The following is a 21,921-nucleotide window of genomic DNA, read 5'->3' on the forward strand; positions in this document are numbered from 1 at the left end:
GACAAGCCTCCTTACACACGTTCGAAGATGACGGCGATGCCCTGACCGCCGCCGATGCACATGGTCACCAAGGCGTAGCGGCCCTGAATCCGGTGCAGCTCGTGGATCGCCTTGGTGGCGATGATGGCGCCCGTGGCGCCCACCGGGTGGCCGAGGGAAATGCCCGAGCCGTTCGGGTTGACCTTGGCCGGATCAAAGCCTAGCTCACGGGCAACGGCGCAGGCCTGGGCGGCGAAGGCTTCGTTGGATTCGATCACGTCCAGATCCGCCACCGTCAGGCCGGCACGTTCCAGCACTTTGCGGCTGGCGGGAATTGGCCCCAGGCCCATCATCGACGGATCAACCCCGGCATGGGCATAGGCCACCAGACGCGCCATCGGCTTGAGACCGTGCTCGCGGACCATGTCGCCACTGGCCATGACCAGCGCCGCTGCGCCATCGTTCAGGCCGGAGGCGTTGCCGGCCGTGACGGTGCCGTCCTTCTTGAATGCAGTTTTCATCTTCTCCAGCTGCTCGGCCGTCACGTCGCCGCGCACGTGCTCGTCCTGGGCGAAGGTCACGGTGCCTTTGCGCGTGGCGATTTCGATCGGCACGATCTGGCTTTCGAAACGGCCCTTGGCGATGGCGTGGGCGGCGCGCTGCTGGCTGGTCAGCGCCAGAGCGTCCTGGTCGGCGCGGGTGATGCCGTAATGCTCGGCGATGTTCTCGGCGGTGATGCCCATGTGAATATTGGCGAACGGATCGTGCAACGCACCGAGCATGTAGTCGAACGCCTGCACGTTACCCATGCGCGCACCCCAACGGGCCTGGGGCATGATGTAGGCACCCCGGCTCATGGATTCGGCGCCACCGGCCAGCACGGCCTGGGCGTCACCGAGCATCAGCGATTGCGCCGCCGACACGATGGCCTGCAGACCTGAGCCGCACAGGCGATTGACGTTCATGGCAGGGGTTTCTTTTGTCAGGCCCGCTTCCAGAGCGATGACGCGGGAAAGATAGGCGTCGCGGACTTCGGTAGGAATCACGTGGCCCATGACCACATGGCCGATGTGTTCCGGTGCGATCCCCGATTTGGCCAGTGCGGCGCGGCTGACCTGAGTGCCCAGTTCAATGGGCGAGACCTCCTTGAGCGAACCGCCGAATCCACCGATGGCGGTACGCAGTGCGCTGACGACGAAAACTTCGGGTGTGCTCATGGGGACTCCTGACAGGTATTGGAATTGTGGGGGCAGCACCGCAAAAACGGCGTTTCGGCCGGTGCTGACTGCGGGCAAGTCTAGATCGGCGTTCGGGACGGGCCTATGCCGAAACTGTCCAGATGGGCTGGCGTTCTTTACCATCAGCGCCTGATCCGTGGTGCACCATTCAAAAAGGGAAAGGCGGTCATGCGGGAAAAGGATTCAGTGTCGATCTACTTCGTCCAGTTGATCGTCCACGGGATACGCGACCAGCCGCTGCGCTTGCAGTCCGTGTTGCAAGCAGCAGACATCGACATGGCACTGCTCGACGACCCCACGGCGCGGGTGTCGGCCAGTGCGTTCGCGGCGTTGTGGCTGATTCAGATCAAGGAACTGGGCGACGAGTTTTTCGGCCTCGATTCCCACGGCATGCCCTTGGGCAGCTTCGCCCTGATTTGCCGGGGGCTGATTCAGGAACCCAACCTGGAGAAGGCCCTGCGCCAGTGCCTGAGCAATTTCGGCCTGTTCCTGCGCGACTTTCGCGGCAGCCTCATCGTTCGCGGCGCCCGGGCTGTGCTCGCGGTGGACACCACGACAGACGACCCGGTCCGCCAGCGCTTCGGTGAAGAGACATTTCTGCTGCTGATGATCAGCCTGTTGTGCTGGCTCGGCGGGCGCCGCATCAGCATCGACCGCGCGCAGTTTCGCCAGCGCCGTGAGCGCCTCAGCGACGACTCACTGCTGTGGGGGTTCAACCTGAGCTTTGGCGAGCCGCGCACCGAGATCGAATTTTCCAGCCACTATCTGCGTCTGCCGGTGGTGCAGTCGTTGCCGTCGCTCAAATCATTTTTGCGCACCGCGCCGCAGTGGCTGGTCATTCGCTATCGCAACCAGCGCGGGCTCGCGGCGCAGGTCTATCAGCGCCTGCGCAACAGCCATTACGGGCACTGGCCGACGCTGCTGGAAATGGCCGATGAGCTGAAACTCAGCGCCACCACCTTCCGCCGTCGACTGGAGCGTGAGGGCTGTGCGTTTCAAGGGATCAAGGACGACGTCCGCCGCGGCATCGCCCAGCAGAAGCTGCGCGACACCGAACTGAGCGTCGTGGAGATCGCATCCTTGGTGGGTTTTCAGGAGCCCAGCGCGTTTCACCGGGCGTTCAAGAAATGGACGGGGGAAAGTCCGGGCGGCTACCGCAAAAAGCACACCGCCAATCACCCATGACTGAGGACTGATGAGGCGCCTTTGGTCTCAGGGCAACCACGCCTCGCGCCAGGCCTGAACAGCCTCTTCGTCGAACATCCAGTCGCGAAGCACTTGTTTGCGTAAATCGTCGCCCAGCAGCGCCGCGCTGGCCAGATCCATCGTGTGGGCGCGAATCAGGTTCACCCAGGCCTCCAGCGTGTTGGGCACCCGCGTCACCGACAAATCCCCCGCGTAGGCGCGAACGTCGCTGCAGATCACCGGCACACCGCAGGCGCCGAGTTGCAGCAGGGTGATGTTGTTCTTGCAGGCGCCAAACAGGTTATCCACGGCGGGAAGCAGGGCCAGGTCGAGGTTCAGTCCGGCGACGGCTGTAGCGTAATGCTCGGCGGGCGGCCGGTCATGGGATTCATGGGCATGGCCGCGCAGCACGCCCTGGTCATCGCCCAGCACGATCCACTCCACCTCTTCTGCCAGGGCCTCGACCACGGCAAGGATCATATGCAGATCCTGTGGCTGCCAGTGATCACTGACCAGACCGACCCTCGGCTTGCCACCCACTCCACGGCTCGAGACGAGGTTGCCCCAGATCTGCGGCGACAGGCGCGAAGGCAGCAATCGAACGTCCGCGTGAAACTCCCCGGCGATATCAGCGAGCACTTGGGTCGAAGCGATTACGCGATGGGCCTGATGGAGGCTCTTCTGCAGCAGGTCAACGCACTCGGCATCGAAGGCGAACGGGTCTTCGCCCGGCGTCCGGGAACCCAGTTGCAGGTCATTGATGTCGAGCACGACGAAGGCATCCGGCAGCAGCTGGGCGCGGGCGATGGTTTGCAGGTGGTCGGCGTCGAGCCGGGCCTGAAACACCACGACCTTCGGCTTGAGCCGTCCTTCCTGAGGAATCGACAGCGGCTGGCTGCTGAGCATGCCGTCCACCACACCGGCGGCTTGCAGCGTCTCGAACGGCGCGATCACCCGTTCGTGGGGCGAGGCCCAAAGGCCTTCAGGGTAGGCCAGCACCACCGGGTCGCGGCGCCAGGCCATTGGCCGCCAGACCAGCGGCATGTTGAGTTCGAGCTCGACCGATTGCAGGTCGAACGACAGATTGGTGTTGAAGGCGGGGTCGTTCGCCAGGGTCGGTAGCCATTTGCGGTACATCGCCAGTTGCTCACCGACAAAGCGCTTGCGCTTGGCCTGCTGCGTGGCGGTGTCGACGTGGGTCTGGCTGACGCTGCCCTCGTGAATCAACACCGAATGGGGCGTCCAGACATTCAGGTAGCCAAGGGCGCCAACTTTCATGCACAGATCGACGTCGTTATAGGACACGACGAAGGCCTCTTCATCCAGGCCGCCGACCTCCTCGTAAATCGAGCGGCGGACCATCAGGCACGCCGCCGTCACCGCGCTCAAATCCTGATCCACCTGCACGCGCTGCATGTAGCCCTGAATGTGACCGGGCTCACCGATGTGCTGATGACCGGCCGGCCCGTCCATGCCCAGGCGCACGCCGGCATGCTGCATGCGTCCGTTGGGGAACAGCAGCTTGGCGCCGACTACGCCCACCTCAGGGCGCAACGCGTGATTGAGCAGTTCATCGAGCCAACGGCTGTGGACGATGGCGGTGTCGTTGTTCAGCAGCACCAGGTACTCGCCCTTGGCCTGGGCCGCGGCGACGTTATTGATGCGGGAATAGTTGAACGGGTGCGGGTAACGCAGCACGCGCACCTGCGCCGAGCCCAGGGCGTCGATGCGCGCCAGCCATTCAAGGGCTTCGGGGGTTTCGCTGTTGTTATCGACGATCAGCAGTTCGTAATTCAGGTAGCGGGTGATGTGCAGCAGGGTTTCGACGCAACGCTGCAAAAACGGCAGCTGATCCTTGGTCGGGACGATGATCGACACCAACGGTTGATCGCTGTGGCCGTACTGCACGTGGTAGCGGCGGGGCAGGGTGTGTTCGATGGTCGCCTGGGGGTAGCCGCGCACCTGCAGATGGCGCTGCAGCGTCTCGATTTCGTCGGGATTGTCCACCGCTTCCGGCAGGTCACAGACCAGCAGGGGTTCGCTGATGTGGATGATCTGCCCGGCGCCTTCACGCTCGTATAAACGCAGAATCAGGTCGAACTCCGCGGCATCGGCGAAGCCTTCATCGAACCCGCCTAGCTCCAGCAGCGTCTCCCGTCGGAACAGCCAATGACCCGCCGTCAGCAGCGGGTAGCTCAGCAGGTAGTCGAGGTTGACGTCCGGGCGCATGGCCGAACTCAGACCACCCCGAGGTCGCCGGTGCATTTCGTCGGCGAAGGCAGCACGGGCGTCAGGGGACTCGAGCAGCTTGAGCGCGCCGGCAGTCAGGCCGAACGGTGTGAATTGGGTGCCCGCATCGATCACGATGAGCCAGTCGAAACGCTGGGTTTCAATCACTTGGTTGAGCAGTGCGGCGGTGTTCAGGTTGCCGATGGCCACCGTGTTCAATCGAACTCCGAGGGCGAGGGTCGGGAGCACGGTCGCGTCCGTCAACACCACCACGTTCATAGCCGCGTGCAGGGCGCTGTGGGAACCGAGGCTGTCGAGGCTGCGCTGAACCTTCTCCGGGGCGTCGCCAAAATCCTTGATCACCACCAACAGCGAAGGCGCGCCGACGTCGGCCAGGTGCCGGTCGATCTGCGTTTGCTGTTCGGGCGTCGGGACGCGATGACCGAGCCAGGCCTCGACCTGTTGCGGGTTGAGCCGTTGCGGCAACGGCGCAGACAACTGCGCGAGCAGATTGAAATCGGTAAAGCCCTGGGTTGCCGACAGCGGGCGAGCGCCGACCCAGCCGTTGTCCAGCGAGGTGCTGGCCCACCCGGCTTCACGGACCAGCCGGTGAAACGCGGGCAGATGATCGCTGTCCGTGCCAGCAATTTCGATGCCCTGCTGGGTCAACTGCTGCGGCGCGATGCGCGTGCCCGTCAGCGTGGCGGGCAGCATGATCAATTCGGCGTCGTGCAATAAGGTGGCGTACAGCGCCAGATTGCCCAGCGGACCCACGGACTCGCCGTTGAGGGCGAACAGGTCGGCGCCCAACGCCAGCAGGTCGTCGCGGCGACACAGCACGCTGCTCAACTCACCGATGAAATGGCAGGTGAACTCCCCCAGCAGCCCGACGATGTCAGGCCCGTTGAATACCGTGGGCTCGCTGACGCGAAAACGGGTCGCCAGATTCTCTTGCAGCGGCGCGCCCTCGGCGTTCAACCATTGGCGGTGCGCCGCCACCAGTGAGGCCTGAGGATTGACCTCCAGCGCCGCGACCATCTGCTGAATGCAGTCCGGCGCCAGCACGGCGTCACCGGCCATGAACTTGATGTACCGCCCGCAAGCGTCGGCAACGGCGCGGTTGAAACAGGCGTCAGCGCCCAGTGGAGATTCGTTGCGCAGGTAGCGAATCGGCCACTGGCACGACGCCCGGTACAGATCCGTCACGGTTTCTGCCAGACCGTCGGTGGCGTCGTCGCAGATCACGATTTCAATGGCATCGTGGGTCTGCCCGATCACGCTTCTCAGCGCGGTTTCAAAAAACTCGGTGCGGCAGACGGCGATGACGACGCTAACCAGTCGTTGAGAATCCATGGGGGTATCCGGTAGTTAAAAAACTTGCCTCGAACATCGGCGCATTGACAGGAGAACGGGGGGCGCAAGCGACCCGTCATGAAAATGACGCCTCGGGCATGAACATCCGGTGAAGCAATATCCCGGCCAACGGATGGGCATCAGGTTTCGCCGTAAAACTCGAAGTTACTGGCCAATTAGTGGCCCTGTGGGGGTGGCCAGTTGTGCTCGCGTGATAGGTCTTGAGGCCTGATGGAAAGCGTGCTTGAGTAGATTAATGATCGTCGGATTCATGCCGATACTCGAAAGACAGGCGTCTTTGCTTAACGCCGGTTATCTTCCAATCACTGCCCCAGGCAGACAGCGGGACTTATCATGGCGACACCTTCGAAATTCGATAACGACACCTTCCAGCTGGCCCGTGATCACCTGCAGCACTTCGTCAAGAAGACCGCCGAGTCGCTCCACGAACAGACCGGACGTTTATTGGAAGTCGGCCCCCAGGAACGTTCGCTGGTCAGGGAAAGCTTCACCCAGTTTGCCGTTGATACCTTCGACATCGTTGACACTTATGGCCCGACCCTTGTTGGCGATATAACCCGCAAGAACGAATTCATTGCCGACAGCGCCTATGACTGCGTCGTCTGTATGGAAGTCATCGAGCACACGCTGAACCCGTTCGACACCATCAAGGAAATTCGCCGCATCCTCAAACACGAGGGTTATTTGCTGATTTCCGCACCGCTGAACTGGCGCATCCATGGCCCGAGCCCGGACTGCTGGCGCATCACCGAACATGGCTGGAATGCGTTGCTGCGCGATTTCGATATCGTCGAGATCGATATCCTTGAATCCCCGGACCGTGAACTGTTCCCGATTCGGTATAACGTCCTTGCCCGTTGCAACAAGTTCAAGGAAACCAAAGACAGCGAACTGACGTTCCGCTTCATATGAACAGCGCCGTGCACAACAGCGTGAAATCCCTCGACGCGCTGATTCCCCGGCTCTCGTCCGAGGCATTCGACGTTGACGTGTTTCGCAAGACGGGCGTTTTTGTGGTGCGTAATGCCGTGCCCCGGGACGTGGTTGATGCATGGCAGAACGAGTGGAAACGTTTTTACAGGGAGGTGCTGGAAAAGGGGCGGGACGTCAATCGCGCCAACCCGGTGTCGCTCAACGAACAATTGCCTGAAGGCCTCGCGCACATGTACCGCGAGCCGGTTTTTGCCTCGACGCTCAAACCGCTCATGGGCGAGCACATCGCGTTGTATAACCATCGCTTTGTCATCAAGGACGCGCTGAGTGCCAACAAAGTGTTCCTGCACCAGGACAGTTGTTATCACGCTGGCAATACCAACAAGTGCAGCGTTTTTGTGGCAATCAGTGCGGTGAACAAAGACAACGGCGGCATGACTTTTCATGTGGGCTCCCATGCCTTGGGCTCGCTCGGCGATGCCGGTGAAATCAATCCAGCGAGTTTCGATGTGCAGTGGCCGACCGTCACCCCCGAACTGGCGCCGGGCGATTTCGTGATCATGGACAGTCGCCTGTGGCATGAGTCGGGACCGAACATTTCAGGGGTTGATCGCATCCTGGCCGACATGATTATTCAGCCGGCAGACGACCCTACCGGGCAAGAACTCATCTGCGGCGAATGGCAGACCGATGTCTTTTTTTCGCCGAAGGACATCACCCGCCACTTCGTTAACTCGCGCATTCTGAAAATCGTTAACTACGAGAAAGAACTGGCGCAGTTGAAGGCCGACGCCGTACACAGGGCGAGCGGTACCACCGAATGACTCAATGCGGCGTACGGTTCGCGCGTTGCCGTGATCAGTCGTTATTGACCCCGAACATTGTTAAAGCTGACGAGGCTTATCGGCCTCTGCGCACCGCGCATTGCTCAGCGCCAGATCCGACTTGAGGAGAGAAAATGGATACCTGTCTCGCGACCCGGACGTACGCCCCTTCAGCGCTGATGCACATTCGGCCCTACCGTGTGCTGAGCATCGAGGACGGCCGGGAAGAAGAGGTCAAATTCTTCATGCCCCCCGCCGACGGCGCAGGCAGCCTGACGGCATTTGAGTCGGTCATGCTGCTCAAGCTGGTCCGCGCCATCAACCCGGACTTCGTCTTCGAGTTCGGCACCTTCGACGGGCGCACCACCCGATTGGTGCTGGAAGACCTGCCGGACAACGGCGACAGCGAGCCACGCATTTACACGCTGGACCTGCCGGACACCGACGGCATCGTGTTCCAGGGTGATGACAAACTGCTTGCCGAAAAGGCCGTGCTGTCGAGCCGCAAGTACAATCAGTCGCCGAAGAAGGCAATGGTTCGGCAGATTCTGCAGGACTCCATGGCCTTCGATCCGTCGCCCTACGCGGGCAAGTTCGACTTCATCTTCGTCGATGCCAACCACGAGTATGAGTACGTCAAGCGCGACACCGAAAACTCGCTGAAGATGCTGGGTGGCGACAGCAGTTGCATCGTCTGGCACGACTACGGTAACCCGCAATTCCCGGAGCTGACTCGCTACCTGGAAGAGCTGGCTGGCAGTCTGGAGCTGTACCACATCGAAGGCACGATGCTGGTGTTTCACATGCGTGGCGCGACAATCGGTGACGAAAGAACTGCAGAGTAATGACGGTGGGCGCTGATCCAGCGCGGGCCACAATAGTGGCCTGCAAAGACGGCATTTCGCCGCTGGAGATTGACGGGGTGTACCGGCGTCTTCGCGAGCAAGCTCGCTCCCACAATTGATCGCAGAACGCCTGACCTACGTCGTTGGCTGCAGTCAATCCAGATACAACGGCCTGGTCGCATCTCAAGCGCGCCGTTTTTTTGTCTCGCCTGAATTCCGCGTTTTTACTCACATGGCCTGCAGCCCTTGTATTCAGGGCTCCGCCACCTGCTTTTCGGGTTCTGGTTCGGAACTTGCTTCAGTCCCACCACGCATCGGCGAAGGCGTCCGATCAAGTTCTGTGGAGTGGCGAGAGATGGTAGAGCAAGCAGTGGCACTGGAAGAGCAAGTCGTCGCGCTGATCGAAGAAGCGATGGAAGCCGATGAGGGCACCCTCAAGGTCGACCAGCCGCTGGACTGGGATTCGATTGCCCTGGTCACCTTCATGGCCCTGGTCGACGAGCGCCTGGAGAAAACGATTTCGGCTTCGCGCCTGAACAAGTGCGAAACCGTCCGGGACGTCATTACGCTCGTTTCGGAATAACCCCCGGTATCCGAATCCAGCGCTTCCAGGCGTAAGCGTTTCATCATCCGGGCAGCCATGCGGCCCTCGGTGTGGCGCTCTGAAGCGTGTCCCCCGTTTTCTGGACAGACTCATGACGTGCACAGCCTCACAACGGATCGCGCCGGACCTGGTGAAAGCCTACTGGCATCCGCTTTGCCTGAAGTCGCAAGTGGCCGACGACAAGGATTTTGTGCGCTTCAACGTGCTGGATTTCGAAGTCGTGGTGTTCAACGACGCGGGCAATCTGATCGCCTTCGACAACCGCTGCCCCCACCGAGGGACGCGGTTTTTCACCGAAGACGCCGGCCAGCAGCGGATCCTGTGTCCCTACCACGGCTGGAACTACGCCGCCGGACAGCTGCGCATCCCGGACGCCAAGCGTTTTGTCGGCTGTGACATCGGCAGCGCCAGCCTGAACTTCTTCAAGTTGGCGACCTGCGGCGAGCTGGTGTTTTTTGCCATCGAGCCCCGGGCGTCGCTGCTTGACCAGTTGGGTCAGCACATCTTCACGCTGCTTGAGCAGACAACGCCGAATTTGAACAAGCCTGCGGACTTCAATCGCTACGTTTTCGAAGCCGACTGGCCGATTTCCCTGGAAAACGCCCTCGAGCCGTACCACATCCCCCTCGTGCACCGGGACACCCTGGCGACCCTGAAACTGGGCGTCGGCGAGAATGTGTTCCACGGCGAGAATTCCATCTGGTACGCCCCGGTGGAGAACGAAAAGGTCGCCCGGCGGCTGGAAAGCCTGTCGCGCTTTTTCGCCCCGCGGGAGGCCTACGCAGGGTACGTGAGCCTTTTTCTGTATCCGTTTTCGATGCTGTCCTCGACCTACGGTTATTCGTGGTCGATGCAGAATTTCTTTCCTTCTGCCCAACCCGACCGGACCTGGTTCACCAGCCAGCTGTACCCGCTGCGTGCCGCGTCCGAGCGATACGACGAGATCGTGTCCACGTTCATGACCTCCACGGCCGACAACAACCGGACCGTGTTTGAAGAAGATCACACTATCTGCAAGAGAATTCCTGGCGACACCTGGTCCTGGCATGCCCCGCGTTATTACAGCTCGCTGGAAGCCAAGCTTCTGCATTTTCGGGCGTCCTGCGCGGAGTGGGCACGACAGGCCGGTGCCGCTACAACGGTTGGCGAGGAACGGGTATGAGTAGCGTCACGGGCAATAACGCTGACGCAGTGCGCAGCATTGCCAACGTCAAAATCAGGGGCATCGCCTGTGCGCTGCCCAAGGCCGTGTCGGATGTTGCGGACCTGACCGGGCGCTTCGGCGACGAGAGCATCACCAAGATCATGGCCAGCACCGGCATCGAACGCCGGCATGTGGTGCAGGACCAGTGCACCTCGGACCTGTGTGTCGAGGCGGCCGAGCGTCTGTTGGCGGATCTGGGCATCGACAAGTCGTCCATCGACACGCTGATCTTCATCACCCAGACCCCGGACTACGTGCTCCCGGCCACCGCCTGCACCTTGCAGCGGCGCCTTGGATTGCCGGTGACCACCGCAGCGCTCGACGTGAACATGGGGTGTTCGGGCTACGTCTACGGGCTGTGGATGGCCTCGGCGATGATCGCCGGTGGCGGCAGCCGACGGGTGTTGCTATTGGTCGGCGACACCATCAGCAAACTGGTGGCGCCGGGTGATCGCTCGGTGGCCGCGCTGTTTGGCGATGCCGGTTCCGCCACGTTGCTCGACCACGACAGTACTGTTGCGGGCGTACCGTTCGTGCTCGGCACCGACGGCCGTGGCGAGAAGAACCTCATCGTCCCCGGCGGCGGGTTTCGTGACCGCAAGGGGGCCGATGGCTCCACCCGTGAAGACAACGTGCGCGGGCCGTTCGACCTGTACATGAACGGCACCGAGATCTTCGCCTTCACCCTGGCCCGCGTGCCGGGGCTGGTGCGTACGCTGGAACAACACGCCGAGGAGCAGCAACGCCCCATCGACAACTATGTGTTCCACCAAGCCAACCGCTTCATGCTGGAGCACCTGGCGAAGAAGACTAAATTGCCGGCGGAAAAGGTCGTGCTCAATCTGCAGAACGTCGGCAACACCAGCAGCGCGTCGATTCCCCTGGCGTTGAGTCTCAGCGCCAACGCGGCCACGGCCGACAGCGGATCGACCCTGCACGGCCAGCACCTGCTCGCCGGTTTCGGCGTGGGGTATTCGTGGGCCGGGTGCGTCGTCGATCTCGACAACACGTGGATCAGCCCGCTGACCCTGGTCGGCACAGACAGTAGCGAGGCGTAAGTGCAGAGCAATCCTTTCTCACTGGACGGCATGTCCATCCTGGTCACGGGCGCGTCCTCCGGGATCGGCCGTGAAGTCGCCATCTGGCTGAGCCGGCAGGGCGCGCGCATCGTCGCCGTGGCCCGTGACACTCAGCGCCTGGAGGAAACCCTCAGCCAGCTGCACGGCGAAGGTCACTCGGTCGAGGTGTTCGATTTTCTGGGTGGCGGCGATGTTTCCGCCTGGCTGAAAGGCCTGTCCCGCAATGGCTCGCCGTTCGACGGTCTGGTGCATGCCGCGGGCGTGCAATTACCGTTGCCGATTCGGGCCATGGGCCTGGACCACTGGGAAACCATCTTTGCCACCAACGTCACGTCCGGGTTTTCCCTGATCAAGGCGTTCCGGCAAAAAGGCGTGTGCCGCAACCCGTCGAGCATCGTCATGCTGTCCTCGGTCATGGCTCAGGTCGCTCAACCCGCGTTGATCGGTTACTGCGCGAGCAAGGGCGCGGTCGAATCCATGGTCCGCGCCGCCGCCCTTGAGCTGGCGCGGGAAGGCATCCGCGTCAACGCCATCGCACCTGGCGTGATCAAGACCGAAATGGCGCAGAAGCTCGAAGGCCTGGTCGGCGAAGACGCCATGGCCGCCATCGAACGCAAACATCCGCTGGGGCTCGGTCATCCGCTGGACGTGGCCTACGCCGTCAATTATCTGCTGTCACCGGCCGCGCGCTGGGTCACGGGTACTTCGCTGGTTGTCGATGGAGGTTACCTGGCCGAATGAACACCACAAAACTCATTATCGTCGGCGCAGGCGGTCTGGGCCGGGAGGTCCATTCCTGGCTCAAGGACTGGGTCGAGCACAACCCGGATTACGTCATCGGCGGCTTCATCGATGATGGCAGCCTGTCCCTCAATCGCTTCAGTCATTACGCCGACATTATCTCGACCATCGACGCCTACGAACCGGCCGACGATGAGCTGCTGCTCTGCGCCATCGGCAAGCCCGCTGACAAGAAATACGTGGTGGAAAAGCTGCTGTCCAAGGGCGCGGCGTTTTTCACGCTGATTCACCCCACGGCGATCGTCGGCGAGAACGTGACCATCGGGCGGGGCGTGCTGGTGTGCCCGTTTTCAGTGTTGTCGGTGGACCTGGTCGTTGGCGATTTCGTCACGATCAACTCGCTGTGTACCGTCGGCCATGACACCGTCATCGGCCAGTTCTCGACCCTCAGCGGGCACTGTGATCTGACCGGCGGCGCGGTGCTGGAAGACGAAGTGTTCCTCGGTTCGCGCGCCTCCGTGCTGCCCAAGGTGCGCGTCGGCAAAGGGGCTGTGGTCGGCGCGGGCAGCGTGGTGCTGCGCGCGGTCAAACCCGGCAGCGTGGTTTTCGGTGTGCCGGCCAAGTGCATCTCAGGATAAGAACGACATGCCTACCTACGCTCGAATTGCCGAGATCGAATACGAACTGCCTGAGCGCGTGCTCGACAACCAGATGCTGGCCGACGCGTTTCCGGAGTGGGACGTCGACAAGATTTTCCAGAAGACCGGGATCAGTCAGCGGCACATCGTTGCCGACGACGAGACCGCCTCGGACCTCGCGTTTCGCGCCTGCGAAAAACTCTTCGCCACCAGCGCCACGCCGCGCGAGCAGATCGACTGCCTGATCTACTGCACCCAAAGCCCCGATCACATGCTCCCGGCCACCGCCTGCATCCTGCAGCATCGCCTGCAACTGCCGCAGCACTGCGCCGCGTTCGATTTCAATCAGGGTTGTTCGGGGTTTATCTACGGGTTGGGCATTGCCAAAGGTTTCATCGAATCCGGACAGTGCAAGAACGTGCTGCTGATCACCGCCGAAACCTACAGCCGCTACATCAACCCCCGGGACAAGAGCGTGCGTACGCTGTTCGGCGATGCGGCGGCCGCCACGTTGATCAAAGCGTCGGACGAGGAGGGGCCTTGCCTCGATCGCTTCCGTTACGGCAGCGACGGCGCCGGCGCGAACAACCTGATCGTGCCCATGGGCGCTGCCCGCCGGCCGTTCGACGCGGAACACATGCCCGTCGAGTACGAAGACGACAGCGGCAATGTCCGTTCGGACGCGGACCTGTACATGAACGGCCCGGCGATCTTCGAATTCTCCATGACGCGTGTCCCGGCGTTGTTCGCCTCCCTGTTCGACGAGCAATTCACGGTCGAGCATTCCGACCTGTTCGTCTTTCACCAGGCCAACCAGTTCATGCTCGAAGCCCTGCGCCGCCGGCTGAAGCTGCCGCCGGAGAAATTCATCACCGAGTTCAAGCACTGCGGCAACACGGTGTCGTGCAGCATTCCCATCGCGCTGAAAGAAGCGCTGAAGAACGGCCAGGTGCAACCCGGCAGCGTGATCACGGCGGTGGGTTTCGGCGTGGGGTATTCGTGGGGTGGGTGCGTGATTCGCTGGTGAGCGAATGGGTCACCCTCAAGCGCGTAAAGTGCCTGTTCACCGGTACAAAAAGGGCTCCACGAAGGAGCCCTTTTTATTCAGCGGTCCAGCAACACCTGGCGCCAGCGCTGCAGATACGCCTCATCCATCGTCCAGTCACTCATCACGCGTTGTTTCAAGGCCTGCCCGAGTCGTTTTGATTCGTCCAGATCGTTGAGGTGCTGGTCGATGGCGTCGGTCCAGGCGGCCGTTGTATTTTGCACCCGCGTCAGCGGCAGGTGGTTGCGCAGGCCCTGCACGTCGGTGGCGATGACCGGATAGCCACAGGCGCCGAACTCCAGCGCCAGGCGGCAGCTTCTGTGTTCGCCAAACACATCGTGGTCAGCGGGAATCAGGGCGACGTCCAGGTCCAGACACGCCAGCACGCCGGGATACAGGACACCTTCCACCGGGCTGCGCCATTCATGAACATAAGGGCGCAGGGCCTGCGGGCACGGGCCCATGATGATCCACTCGACCCGGTCGGCGAATGCTTCGATCACGTCCGCAATCAGCGCCAGATCGTTTACTTCCGCCTGCGTGCCGACCCAGCCGACCCGTGGCTTGTCATGGGGCAGCGAATGGCACTGCACCCGCTGCCAGCGTTCGCTCAAGCGGGTTTCGATGACCTCGATGTGCGGATGCAGCGCGCTCAGTTCATTGGCCAGCCCTGGGCTGGACACCACCACCTTGTCCATCAGTGCAAGGCTGGTCTGAAGACCGTCACGCAGTTGTTGGGCTAAAGGCGCGCCGGGCAATCGCTCGGCTGACGGCGGGTATTGATCCATGTCGCAGAGGCGCAGCGCCTGGGTGTGCGCCTTGATCGTGCGGATGTCGTCAAGGGACGCTTCGCTCAAGGGGCATTGGAGGATCACTGCTTCCGGGCGCAGGCGGGCGAACTCGCCGAGGGTCAGGACGTCAGGCACGGACACAGGCTCGATCAGCAGTGCGTCAGCGAGGGTGTCCAGCGCACCGTTCAGGCGTTGGCTCGCCGGGCAGAGGTCGTTCAGGTGCGAGAGCACGATCGGCACGGGCCGCCATGACAGCGGCCGCCAGGTCAGTGCCGTATTGATTTCGAGCTGCAAGCCCTGGGCACGGGCTGAAAAATTATCGTTGTACGCAGGGTCATGGGCGATGTACTTCAGCCATTTGCGGTACAGCGCAGCGCTGGCCTCGTCGTCTGGCGCTTCGGGCGGGACCGCTTCTGGAAGTTGCGCGGCCTCGTGAAGCAGCACCACGTGGGGCGTCCAGACGATCAACCGCCCGGACTCCTTCACGCGCAGGCACAGGTCGACGCCGCGATAAGTGTTGTTCAGCTCACCCTCGTCCAGCCCGTCCGCCGCTTCGAACAGCGCCCGGCTGATCATCAGGCAGGCGTCGCTGACCGCGCTGTAATTCTGATCCACCGCCAGCCGCTGCATATAGCCTTCGCTGGCGCCGCTCTGGCCGCTGAAGATCGGGGTGACAGGCTCGTGTAAACCGAGGATGAGGCCCGCGTGGCGGATCGTGTTGTCCGGCGCCAGCAGTTTTGCGCCGACGATACCGACTTCGGGCCGTTGCGCATGATTGAGTAGGTTGTCGAGCCAGTCGCCGTGCAACACCGCGGTGCTGGTGTCGAGCAGCAACACGTAATCGCCGGTCGCCTCGCTTGCCGCACTGTTGTAGAGGGCTGAGCGGTCGAATTCGCCGGGATGGCGCAGCACGCGCACCTGCTCCAGGCCCATGGCCGCGACGCCGTTCAGCCAGTCAATGGCCTCAGACGTCTGGCTGTCGTTGTCGACGATGAGGATCTCGTAATTCGGGTACGTGGTTTTCTCCAGAATGCTCTCGACGCAACGCTGCACGAGCAGGATCTGGTCCCGAGTGGCAATGATGATCGAGACCTTGGGCTGACCCGCGTGGCCGTACTTGATCTGGTACTGCCGAGGGCGTGTCTCGATCACCTGGCCGTTTTCATAGCCTCGGGCGAGCAAGTGGCGCTGCAGCGTTCGCGCTTCATCGAGGTTCGACTCCCGCGCTTGCGGTCGGTGGGTGACGAGGGGCTCGGCAATGTGTTCGAGGCCACCCATGCCATCGTGCTCGATCAGGCGCAGGATCAGGTCCAGTTCAAGCGCCTCGGGGTAGTGCGCATCGAACCGCCCGGCATCAATGACCGAGTAGCGGTTGAAGATCCAGTGCTTGCTGGTCACCCCCGGGCAGCTGAGCAGGTAATCGAGGCTGAAGTCCGGCCGCAGCATGACTTCCGACGTGTCGTCCTGGGTCTGGGCGATTTCATCGGCGAACAGGGCCCGGGTGGTCGGCCCTTCGCTGATTTTGACCGCCGCTTTGAACAGCCCGGCGACATTGACTGTCGCGCCGGCATCGAGCATCAGAAACCAGTCGAAGCCTTGCTCATCCATCAGCCGGTTGAGCGGCGCCGCGCAGTTGCGCCCCGTGACCGGCACATACACAGCCGGGTTGTCCGCCACTTGTTGCGGCGTCTCGCGGCTGCCGTCGTAGAGCACGAACACCCGTGGCGGCATCCAGCCGCGGGTGGCCGCCTCGACACTGACCAGGGTCTTGACCAGTGCCTGCTGGCGGTTATGCAGATCGGAGACGATGATCGCGAAGGTCGGCGCGCCGTGGTGCTGCTGGAAGTACTGCACGATGTGCGGCTTCTGCGGCCCGGCGGGGCGACGCTGCCAGGCCCACTCCTGGATCTGGTCGTGGCGGACCTCCGTTGCCGACTTCTGCAAGAACCAGGCACGCAGATTGAAGGGGACGAAGTTCTCCCGATCATGCAGCGGCGCGACCTTGACGTCGCCGTTGTCCGCCAGCGGGCGAAGCCACTCAAGCTCTTTGGTGATGCGGTAAAAGTTGGCGTGGCCTTCTTTGGCGATCTGCGGCGTTGACCTGACAATGCTGCTGCTCTGGGTGTCGGTCATGCGAAAGCGCGACAGCGGACGGCTGATGAACGCCAGATTGCCCTCACGCAGCAGTTTGACGTACAGGCTGATATCGCCAAGCCAGTGGATCGGCAGACCCTTGAGCGCCATCAGGTCCTGACCATAGGCCAGCGCGCTGTCACGCCGGCACATGATCGAACTGGGTTCGCCCATAAACGTCAACGGCAGTTCCGACAGCAGGGCCACCAGCTCCGGCCCGTGGATGACCACGTCTTCCTTGAACGGGAACACCGTCAGCATGTTCTCCCGCAGGAACTCGCCGTTTTCGTTGATCAGGCGACGGGTTGCCGCCGCGAGGGTGATGTCCGGATGGCCATGCAGCAGCTCGACCAGCGCACTGACACACTCGGGTTCCAGCAGGTCGTCATCGTAGAGAAACTTGATGTACGCCCCGCGTGCCTCCTTGATGCCGCGCGCGACGTTCAGCGCTTCGCCCAGTGACTGTTCGTTGAAGAAATAACGAATCGGGAACGGGCTTTCCGGCGTCAACTGATCCACCAGCGCGCGAATGCCGCCGTCACGACAGTCGTCGCAGATCACGATCTCCAACTGATCGTTGTCCTGGGCAAATGCGCTGCGCAGCGCCAACTCGAAGTACGTGGGTTTGTAGGCGGGAATGACGATGCTGACCAGGCGTGAAGCGCTCATCGGGTTACCTTGCGACGGATGACGGGCGCCGGTTTGCGCTCATGGGTGCGGACCGGCGATGTGAATGTGGGCGCGGCTCAGCGGTGCTCGGCCAGCACCGTCTGCATGATCGCGATAATGCGGGCGAATTCATCCGGGGTCAGGCTATCGAAGATCGGCAGGCACAGAACCCGATTCGACACATCGCTCGCCACCTGCAGGCGGTCCGGTTTGGCCGACTCCAGGCTGCGGTACATCGGGAACGACGAGATCAGCGGATAGAAATAGCGCCGGACCAGAATGTCCTGCTCGCGAAAGCGCTCGAACAAGGCGTCGCGGCTGATGGGGAAGGCGTCGCTCACCAGCACCGGGAAGTAGGAATAGTTGTGGTGCTCGCCGGGGCTCCAGAGCAAATCGATGCCGGGTATCTGCGTCAGGGCTTCCCGGTACATCGTGTCGATCTGCTTTCTGCGTTCCAGCGCGCCGTCGATGTAGTTGAGCTGCAACAGGCCGAACGCGGCGTTGATTTCGCTCATCTTGCCGTTGATGCCGGGGGCGACGACGGTCACTTCATCGGCAAAACCGAAGTTCTTCAGGTAATCGATGCGCTTTTTGGTCTTCGCGTCGGGGCAGACGATAGCGCCGCCTTCGAAGGTGTTGAAGACTTTGGTAGCGTGGAAGCTGAGCACCGACAGGTCGCCGTTGCGCAACAGGCTCTGCCCCTGGTGCTGCACACCGAAGGCGTGAGCGGCGTCGTAAATCACCTTCAGGCCATAACGATCGGCGATCTGCTGAATGCGGTCGACGTCACACGGCATGCCATAGCAATGCACCGGCATGATCGCGGTGGTTGCCGGGGTGATGGCCTCTTCGATGCGGTCTGGGTCGAGGTTGAAGGTGCCCGGCGCGATGTCGACGAACACCGGTTTGAGCCCGTTCCACAGCAGCGAATGGGCGGTGGCGACAAACGAGTAGGGCGTGGTGATGACTTCGCCAGTCACGCGCAAGGCCTGCAATGCGGTCAGCAGCGCCAGTGTGCCGTTGGAAAACAGGCACAAATGATCGACGCCCAGGTACGCGGCCAGGTCCTTCTCCAGCTTTTCATGGAACGGGCCGGCGTTGGTCAGGCGCTTGCTGTCCCATATCTGCTGCAGATAAGGCATGAACTCTTCCAGCGGCGGCAGCAAAGGCTGGGTGACCGGGATCGTTTTACTCATAAGCTTCCTGTGCTCTCTGACGCGCTGCGGGCTGTGCTCGTGGACGCACGGCGGAACGCCCGCGCTGTGTTGGCTGGCGTCGTCGAACGCTCGCCGTCATCGAAATGGCGTTTGCGGCGCTATGGCACCGAAAAAGCAAGAACCCGGCCAACCCGCCGTGCTGCGAAGATGCGCTTGATATTCCGAACGCCCGACGCTTATTTTGTACGCCTTGCCGCACTGCGGCGTGCCCCACGAAAAAGGATTTGAGTCATGAGCAGCGATGACCACCATTCACTCGCGCAGCGACTGATGGGCATTGATGAAATTGAATGCGTCACGCCGGATCTGAACGGCGTGCCACGAGGGAAGGTGATGTCCGGCGAGGGCTTTCTCGAAGGCCGTCGGTTGCAGCTGGCGCGGGGTGTGCTGCTGCAATGCATCATGGGCGGCTACCCGCCGTCGAAATTCTACGGCAGCGACGATGGCGATCTGGCCCTGATCGCCGACCCGCAGCAGACCCATCGTCTGCCGTGGAGCGACGAGCCGCGCGCCCTCGCAATCTGCGACGCCGACGAGCTGGACGGCCAACCGTCGCCGCTGTCCACCCGCGGTCAGCTCAAATCGGTGATTGCCCGCTATGCCCGCCATGGCTGGTCACCGGTGGTGGCCACCGAACTGGAATTCTTTGTCTTCGCGCCCAACTCCGATCCGAGCCAGCCCTTCCAGCCGCCGGTCGGTCTGGACGGTCGTCGCGAAGACGGCCAGTCGGCGTTCAGCATCAGTTCCAACAATGGCCTGCGGCCGTTCTTCAAAGAGGTCTATGCCTGCATGGCGGCGCTGGGTCTGCCCCGCGACACCGTCATGCACGAGATGGGCGTCAGCCAGTTCGAGATCAATCTGCTGCACGGCGATCCGTTGTTGCTGGCCGACCAGACGTTCCTGTTCAAGCACATGCTCAAGGAGGTCGCGCTCAAGCACGGCTTGATCGTGGTGTGCATGGCCAAACCGTTGGCGCACACCCCCGGCAGCTCAATGCACATTCACCAGAGCGTGGTCGAAACCGCCACCGGCCGGAACATCTTCAGCGACGATCAGGGCGAGGCCACCGAGCTGTTCCATCACTTCATCGGTGGGCAGCAGGCGGCGATGGCCGACTTCACCGCGCTGTTCGCGCCGAACGTCAATTCCTATCAGCGCCTGTGCCATCCGTTTGCTTCGCCGAACAATGCTTGCTGGTCCCACGACAACCGCGCGGCGGGCCTGCGCATTCCGGCCAGCGCACCGGTCGCCCGTCGGGTCGAGAACCGTCTGCCCGGCGCCGACGCCAACCCGTATCTGGCCATTGCGGCCAGTCTGGCTGCGGGGCTTCATGGTATTGAGCACAGGCTCGAACCGTCGCCACCGATTCAAGGTGAGTTCGTCGTGCCCGATAATCTGTCGTTGCCATGTACCTTGCACGCTGCCTTGGAACGTCTGACTCGCAGCACGTTGGCCAAGGAACTGTTTGGTGCCGAATTCATCGAAGGCTACGTCGCGTCGAAGACCCTGGAACTGATCAGCTTCTTCAACGAAATCACCCCCTGGGAGCGCCGCGTTCTGGCCGCTCAGGCTTAAGAATCGCTGTTCGGAAATCCTCTGAAATCGAGGGTTTCCGTCTTTTGGAAAGCTATGCGCCAAATCTGGAAGTCCTTTCGAGCGCTGTATTTTGCCTCGCTGATGATGTTGATCGGCTCGGGCCTGCTCAGCACCTACCTTGCCTTGCGTCTGGCCGCCGATCAGGTCGATGGCCTGTGGGTCGGTGCGTTGATGGCGGCGAACTACGTCGGTCTGGCCCTGGGCGGCAAGATCGGCCACCGGCTGATCGGCCGGATCGGGCACATCCGTGCGTACGCCACGTGCGCCGGTATCGTCGGCGCCGCGGTGCTGGGTCACGGGCTGTTCGACTATCTCCCGGCGTGGATCTTCCTGCGGATGATCGTCGGCCTGGGCATGATGTGCCAGTACATGGTCATCGAGAGCTGGCTCAACGAGCAGGCCTCGCCCAAGCAGCGCGGTACCGTGTTCAGCCTTTACATGATCGCCTCGTACCTAGGGCTGGTGCTCGGCCAGCTGATTCTGGTCATCCACCCGCAGCTCGGCCCTGAACTGCTGATGCTCGTGGCGATGTGCTTTGCGCTGTGCCTGGTGCCGGTGGCAATGACCCGCAGCATTCACCCGGCGCCCATGCACCCGGCACCGCTGGAGCCGCTGTTCTTCATGCGACGTGTGCCGCAGTCGCTGACCACGGTGTTGAGCGCCGGCATGATCATCGGCTCGTTCTACGGCCTGGCGCCGCTGTATGCCGCGCAACAGGGACTGTCCACCGAGCATGTCGGTCTGTTCATGGCCAGCTGCATCGGCGCGGGCCTTATCGTGCAAGGCCCGCTGGGCAAGCTGTCAGACCGCTATGACCGTGCCTGGCTGATCCGTGGCGTCGCCGGCTTGCTGGTGCTGGCATCGCTGCCTCTGGCGATCCTCCCGAGTGTGCCCATGGAGCTGTTGCTGGCGGTGGGTTTCCTGGCATCCCTGTTGCAGTTTTCGCTGTACCCGTTGGCCGTGGCGTTTTCCAACGACCACGTCGAAGGCGAGCGGCGCGTGTCGCTGACCGCCATGCTGCTGATGACCTACGGCGTCGGCGCGAGTATCGGCCCGCTGGTGTCCGGCGTGCTGATGAAGATGTTCGGCAGCAACATGCTCTATGCCTTTGTCTGCTTCGTGGCGCTGGTGCTAGTGCTGCGTATCCGTCCTAAAGCCGTCACCAACCTGCACCAGGTCGAAGACGCCCCGCTGCACCACATCGCCATGCCCGACAGCATGTCCAGCTCACCGCTGGTGGTCGCCCTTGACCCGCGTGTGGATGAACAGGTGGTGCAGGATCAGATGCAGGACGTTGAGCCTGAGCCAGAGGTTTCGTCAGAGGTTGCGCCGGATGTGGCGGCTGAAGCTGACGTGCCGCCAGAGATGGTGGAGCGGGTTGTGGCATCGGGTGAGGGCGTTGTGCGGCCGGTGGCGATTATGGATGAGGAAGTGGCTGCTGAACCTGGTGCGGCTGGGCCGGAGGAGACGACCGAAGTGCGGCGGGATGTTGGGGTGGATCGGCCTTTGTGATGGAGGCTTGCCGATCTTTTTGATCTTGCTGCCATCCGCTTTTTGCGCTGCGCCGTAGAACTCTGCGGGAGCGACCGGGGTGGCG

At 62.2% G+C, this 21,921-nt stretch carries 16 protein-coding genes; 12 read left to right on the forward strand and 4 right to left on the reverse strand.

Translation table 11 applies throughout. The annotated features are described in order from the left end of the window. Window positions 1–11: 11 nt before the first annotated feature. Window positions 12–1,196, reverse strand: coding sequence for an acetyl-CoA C-acyltransferase family protein (locus tag SLW75_RS05705; protein ID WP_410933866.1), 1,185 nt, complete (start codon window positions 1,194–1,196; stop codon window positions 12–14). A 189-nt stretch (window positions 1,197–1,385) separates the two neighbouring features. Here SLW75_RS05705 and SLW75_RS05710 point away from each other — a divergent pair, with 189 nt between their 5' ends. Further along, window positions 1,386–2,402, forward strand: a complete 1,017-nt coding sequence (locus SLW75_RS05710; protein ID WP_410933867.1) for an AraC family transcriptional regulator — start codon at window positions 1,386–1,388, stop codon at window positions 2,400–2,402. A gap of 27 nt (window positions 2,403–2,429) precedes the next feature. On the opposite strand, the gene SLW75_RS05715 is transcribed toward SLW75_RS05710, so the two are convergent. Further along, window positions 2,430–5,984: a glycosyltransferase family 2 protein gene (locus SLW75_RS05715; protein WP_410933868.1), complete on the reverse strand. Its 3,555-nt coding sequence runs from the start codon at window positions 5,982–5,984 to the stop codon at window positions 2,430–2,432. 354 nt (window positions 5,985–6,338) lie between these two features. On the opposite strand from SLW75_RS05715, the gene SLW75_RS05720 reads away from it, so the two are divergent. From SLW75_RS05720 to SLW75_RS05760, 9 genes are all read left to right on the forward strand, one after another. After that, a complete protein-coding gene (locus tag SLW75_RS05720) occupies window positions 6,339–6,917 on the forward strand; it encodes a class I SAM-dependent methyltransferase (protein WP_065987244.1) in 579 nt (192 codons plus the stop codon). Continuing rightward, window positions 6,914–7,762: a phytanoyl-CoA dioxygenase family protein gene (locus SLW75_RS05725; RefSeq protein ID WP_410933869.1), complete on the forward strand. Its 849-nt coding sequence runs from the start codon at window positions 6,914–6,916 to the stop codon at window positions 7,760–7,762. Before SLW75_RS05720 ends, SLW75_RS05725 begins: the two co-directional genes overlap by 4 nt. Window positions 7,763–7,896: 134 nt before the next feature. After that, window positions 7,897–8,607, forward strand: a complete 711-nt coding sequence (locus SLW75_RS05730) for a class I SAM-dependent methyltransferase (protein WP_296311657.1) — start codon at window positions 7,897–7,899, stop codon at window positions 8,605–8,607. 355 nt (window positions 8,608–8,962) lie between these two features. Further along, complete coding sequence (locus tag SLW75_RS05735; protein WP_237254702.1) at window positions 8,963–9,190, forward strand: acyl carrier protein; 228 nt, start codon at window positions 8,963–8,965, stop codon at window positions 9,188–9,190. Window positions 9,191–9,302: 112 nt separating this feature from the next. After that, window positions 9,303–10,373, forward strand: coding sequence for an aromatic ring-hydroxylating oxygenase subunit alpha (locus SLW75_RS05740; protein ID WP_410933870.1), 1,071 nt, complete (start codon window positions 9,303–9,305; stop codon window positions 10,371–10,373). Next, window positions 10,370–11,473: a ketoacyl-ACP synthase III gene (locus tag SLW75_RS05745; RefSeq protein ID WP_410933871.1), complete on the forward strand. Its 1,104-nt coding sequence runs from the start codon at window positions 10,370–10,372 to the stop codon at window positions 11,471–11,473. Before SLW75_RS05740 ends, SLW75_RS05745 begins: the two co-directional genes overlap by 4 nt. Further along, the gene (locus SLW75_RS05750; protein ID WP_296311675.1) at window positions 11,474–12,235 is read left to right on the forward strand and encodes an SDR family NAD(P)-dependent oxidoreductase; all 762 of its coding nucleotides are present in this window, start codon (window positions 11,474–11,476) and stop codon (window positions 12,233–12,235) included. Beyond that, window positions 12,232–12,873 (forward strand): acetyltransferase, encoded by a 642-nt coding sequence (locus tag SLW75_RS05755; RefSeq protein WP_410933872.1) that lies wholly within the window; start codon window positions 12,232–12,234, stop codon window positions 12,871–12,873. The genes SLW75_RS05750 and SLW75_RS05755 overlap by 4 nt, the downstream gene beginning before the upstream one ends. A 7-nt stretch (window positions 12,874–12,880) precedes the next feature. Continuing rightward, the gene (locus SLW75_RS05760) at window positions 12,881–13,900 is read left to right on the forward strand and encodes a ketoacyl-ACP synthase III (RefSeq protein WP_410933873.1); all 1,020 of its coding nucleotides are present in this window, start codon (window positions 12,881–12,883) and stop codon (window positions 13,898–13,900) included. Between the two features lie 77 nt (window positions 13,901–13,977). On the opposite strand, the gene SLW75_RS05765 is transcribed toward SLW75_RS05760, so the two are convergent. Both SLW75_RS05765 and vioA read right to left on the reverse strand, forming a co-directional pair. Next, window positions 13,978–17,511 (reverse strand): glycosyltransferase, encoded by a 3,534-nt coding sequence (locus SLW75_RS05765; RefSeq protein ID WP_410933874.1) that lies wholly within the window; start codon window positions 17,509–17,511, stop codon window positions 13,978–13,980. Between the two features lie 77 nt (window positions 17,512–17,588). Further along, window positions 17,589–18,707: a dTDP-4-amino-4,6-dideoxy-D-glucose aminotransferase VioA gene (gene vioA / locus SLW75_RS05770; protein ID WP_065987252.1), complete on the reverse strand. Its 1,119-nt coding sequence runs from the start codon at window positions 18,705–18,707 to the stop codon at window positions 17,589–17,591. Window positions 18,708–19,061: 354 nt separating this feature from the next. Between vioA and SLW75_RS05775 the strand changes: the two genes are divergently transcribed. Then, window positions 19,062–20,303 (forward strand): glutamine synthetase family protein, encoded by a 1,242-nt coding sequence (locus SLW75_RS05775; RefSeq protein WP_410934359.1) that lies wholly within the window; start codon window positions 19,062–19,064, stop codon window positions 20,301–20,303. A 54-nt stretch (window positions 20,304–20,357) separates the two neighbouring features. Then, window positions 20,358–21,836: an MFS transporter gene (locus tag SLW75_RS05780; protein ID WP_410933875.1), complete on the forward strand. Its 1,479-nt coding sequence runs from the start codon at window positions 20,358–20,360 to the stop codon at window positions 21,834–21,836. Window positions 21,837–21,921 lie beyond the last annotated feature (85 nt).

Origin of the sequence: Pseudomonas sp. W5-01, from assembly GCF_046540435.1 — a bacterium.
Taxonomy (GTDB): domain Bacteria; phylum Pseudomonadota; class Gammaproteobacteria; order Pseudomonadales; family Pseudomonadaceae; genus Aquipseudomonas; species Aquipseudomonas graminis_B.

Coding starts and splice junctions, on each gene's coding strand:
- SLW75_RS05760 (WP_410933873.1), top strand. CDS start 12,881: ATGCCTACCTACGCTCGAATTGCCGAGATCGAATACGAACTGCCTGAG.
- SLW75_RS05725 (WP_410933869.1), top strand. CDS start 6,914: ATGAACAGCGCCGTGCACAACAGCGTGAAATCCCTCGACGCGCTGATT.
- SLW75_RS05730 (WP_296311657.1), top strand. CDS start 7,897: ATGGATACCTGTCTCGCGACCCGGACGTACGCCCCTTCAGCGCTGATG.
- SLW75_RS05755 (WP_410933872.1), top strand. CDS start 12,232: ATGAACACCACAAAACTCATTATCGTCGGCGCAGGCGGTCTGGGCCGG.
- SLW75_RS05735 (WP_237254702.1), top strand. CDS start 8,963: ATGGTAGAGCAAGCAGTGGCACTGGAAGAGCAAGTCGTCGCGCTGATC.
- SLW75_RS05705 (WP_410933866.1), bottom strand. CDS start 1,196: ATGAGCACACCCGAAGTTTTCGTCGTCAGCGCACTGCGTACCGCCATC.
- SLW75_RS05775 (WP_410934359.1), top strand. CDS start 19,062: ATGTCCGGCGAGGGCTTTCTCGAAGGCCGTCGGTTGCAGCTGGCGCGG.
- vioA (WP_065987252.1), bottom strand. CDS start 18,707: ATGAGTAAAACGATCCCGGTCACCCAGCCTTTGCTGCCGCCGCTGGAA.
- SLW75_RS05780 (WP_410933875.1), top strand. CDS start 20,358: ATGCGCCAAATCTGGAAGTCCTTTCGAGCGCTGTATTTTGCCTCGCTG.
- SLW75_RS05745 (WP_410933871.1), top strand. CDS start 10,370: ATGAGTAGCGTCACGGGCAATAACGCTGACGCAGTGCGCAGCATTGCC.
- SLW75_RS05710 (WP_410933867.1), top strand. CDS start 1,386: ATGCGGGAAAAGGATTCAGTGTCGATCTACTTCGTCCAGTTGATCGTC.
- SLW75_RS05715 (WP_410933868.1), bottom strand. CDS start 5,984: ATGGATTCTCAACGACTGGTTAGCGTCGTCATCGCCGTCTGCCGCACC.
- SLW75_RS05765 (WP_410933874.1), bottom strand. CDS start 17,511: ATGAGCGCTTCACGCCTGGTCAGCATCGTCATTCCCGCCTACAAACCC.
- SLW75_RS05740 (WP_410933870.1), top strand. CDS start 9,303: ATGACGTGCACAGCCTCACAACGGATCGCGCCGGACCTGGTGAAAGCC.
- SLW75_RS05720 (WP_065987244.1), top strand. CDS start 6,339: ATGGCGACACCTTCGAAATTCGATAACGACACCTTCCAGCTGGCCCGT.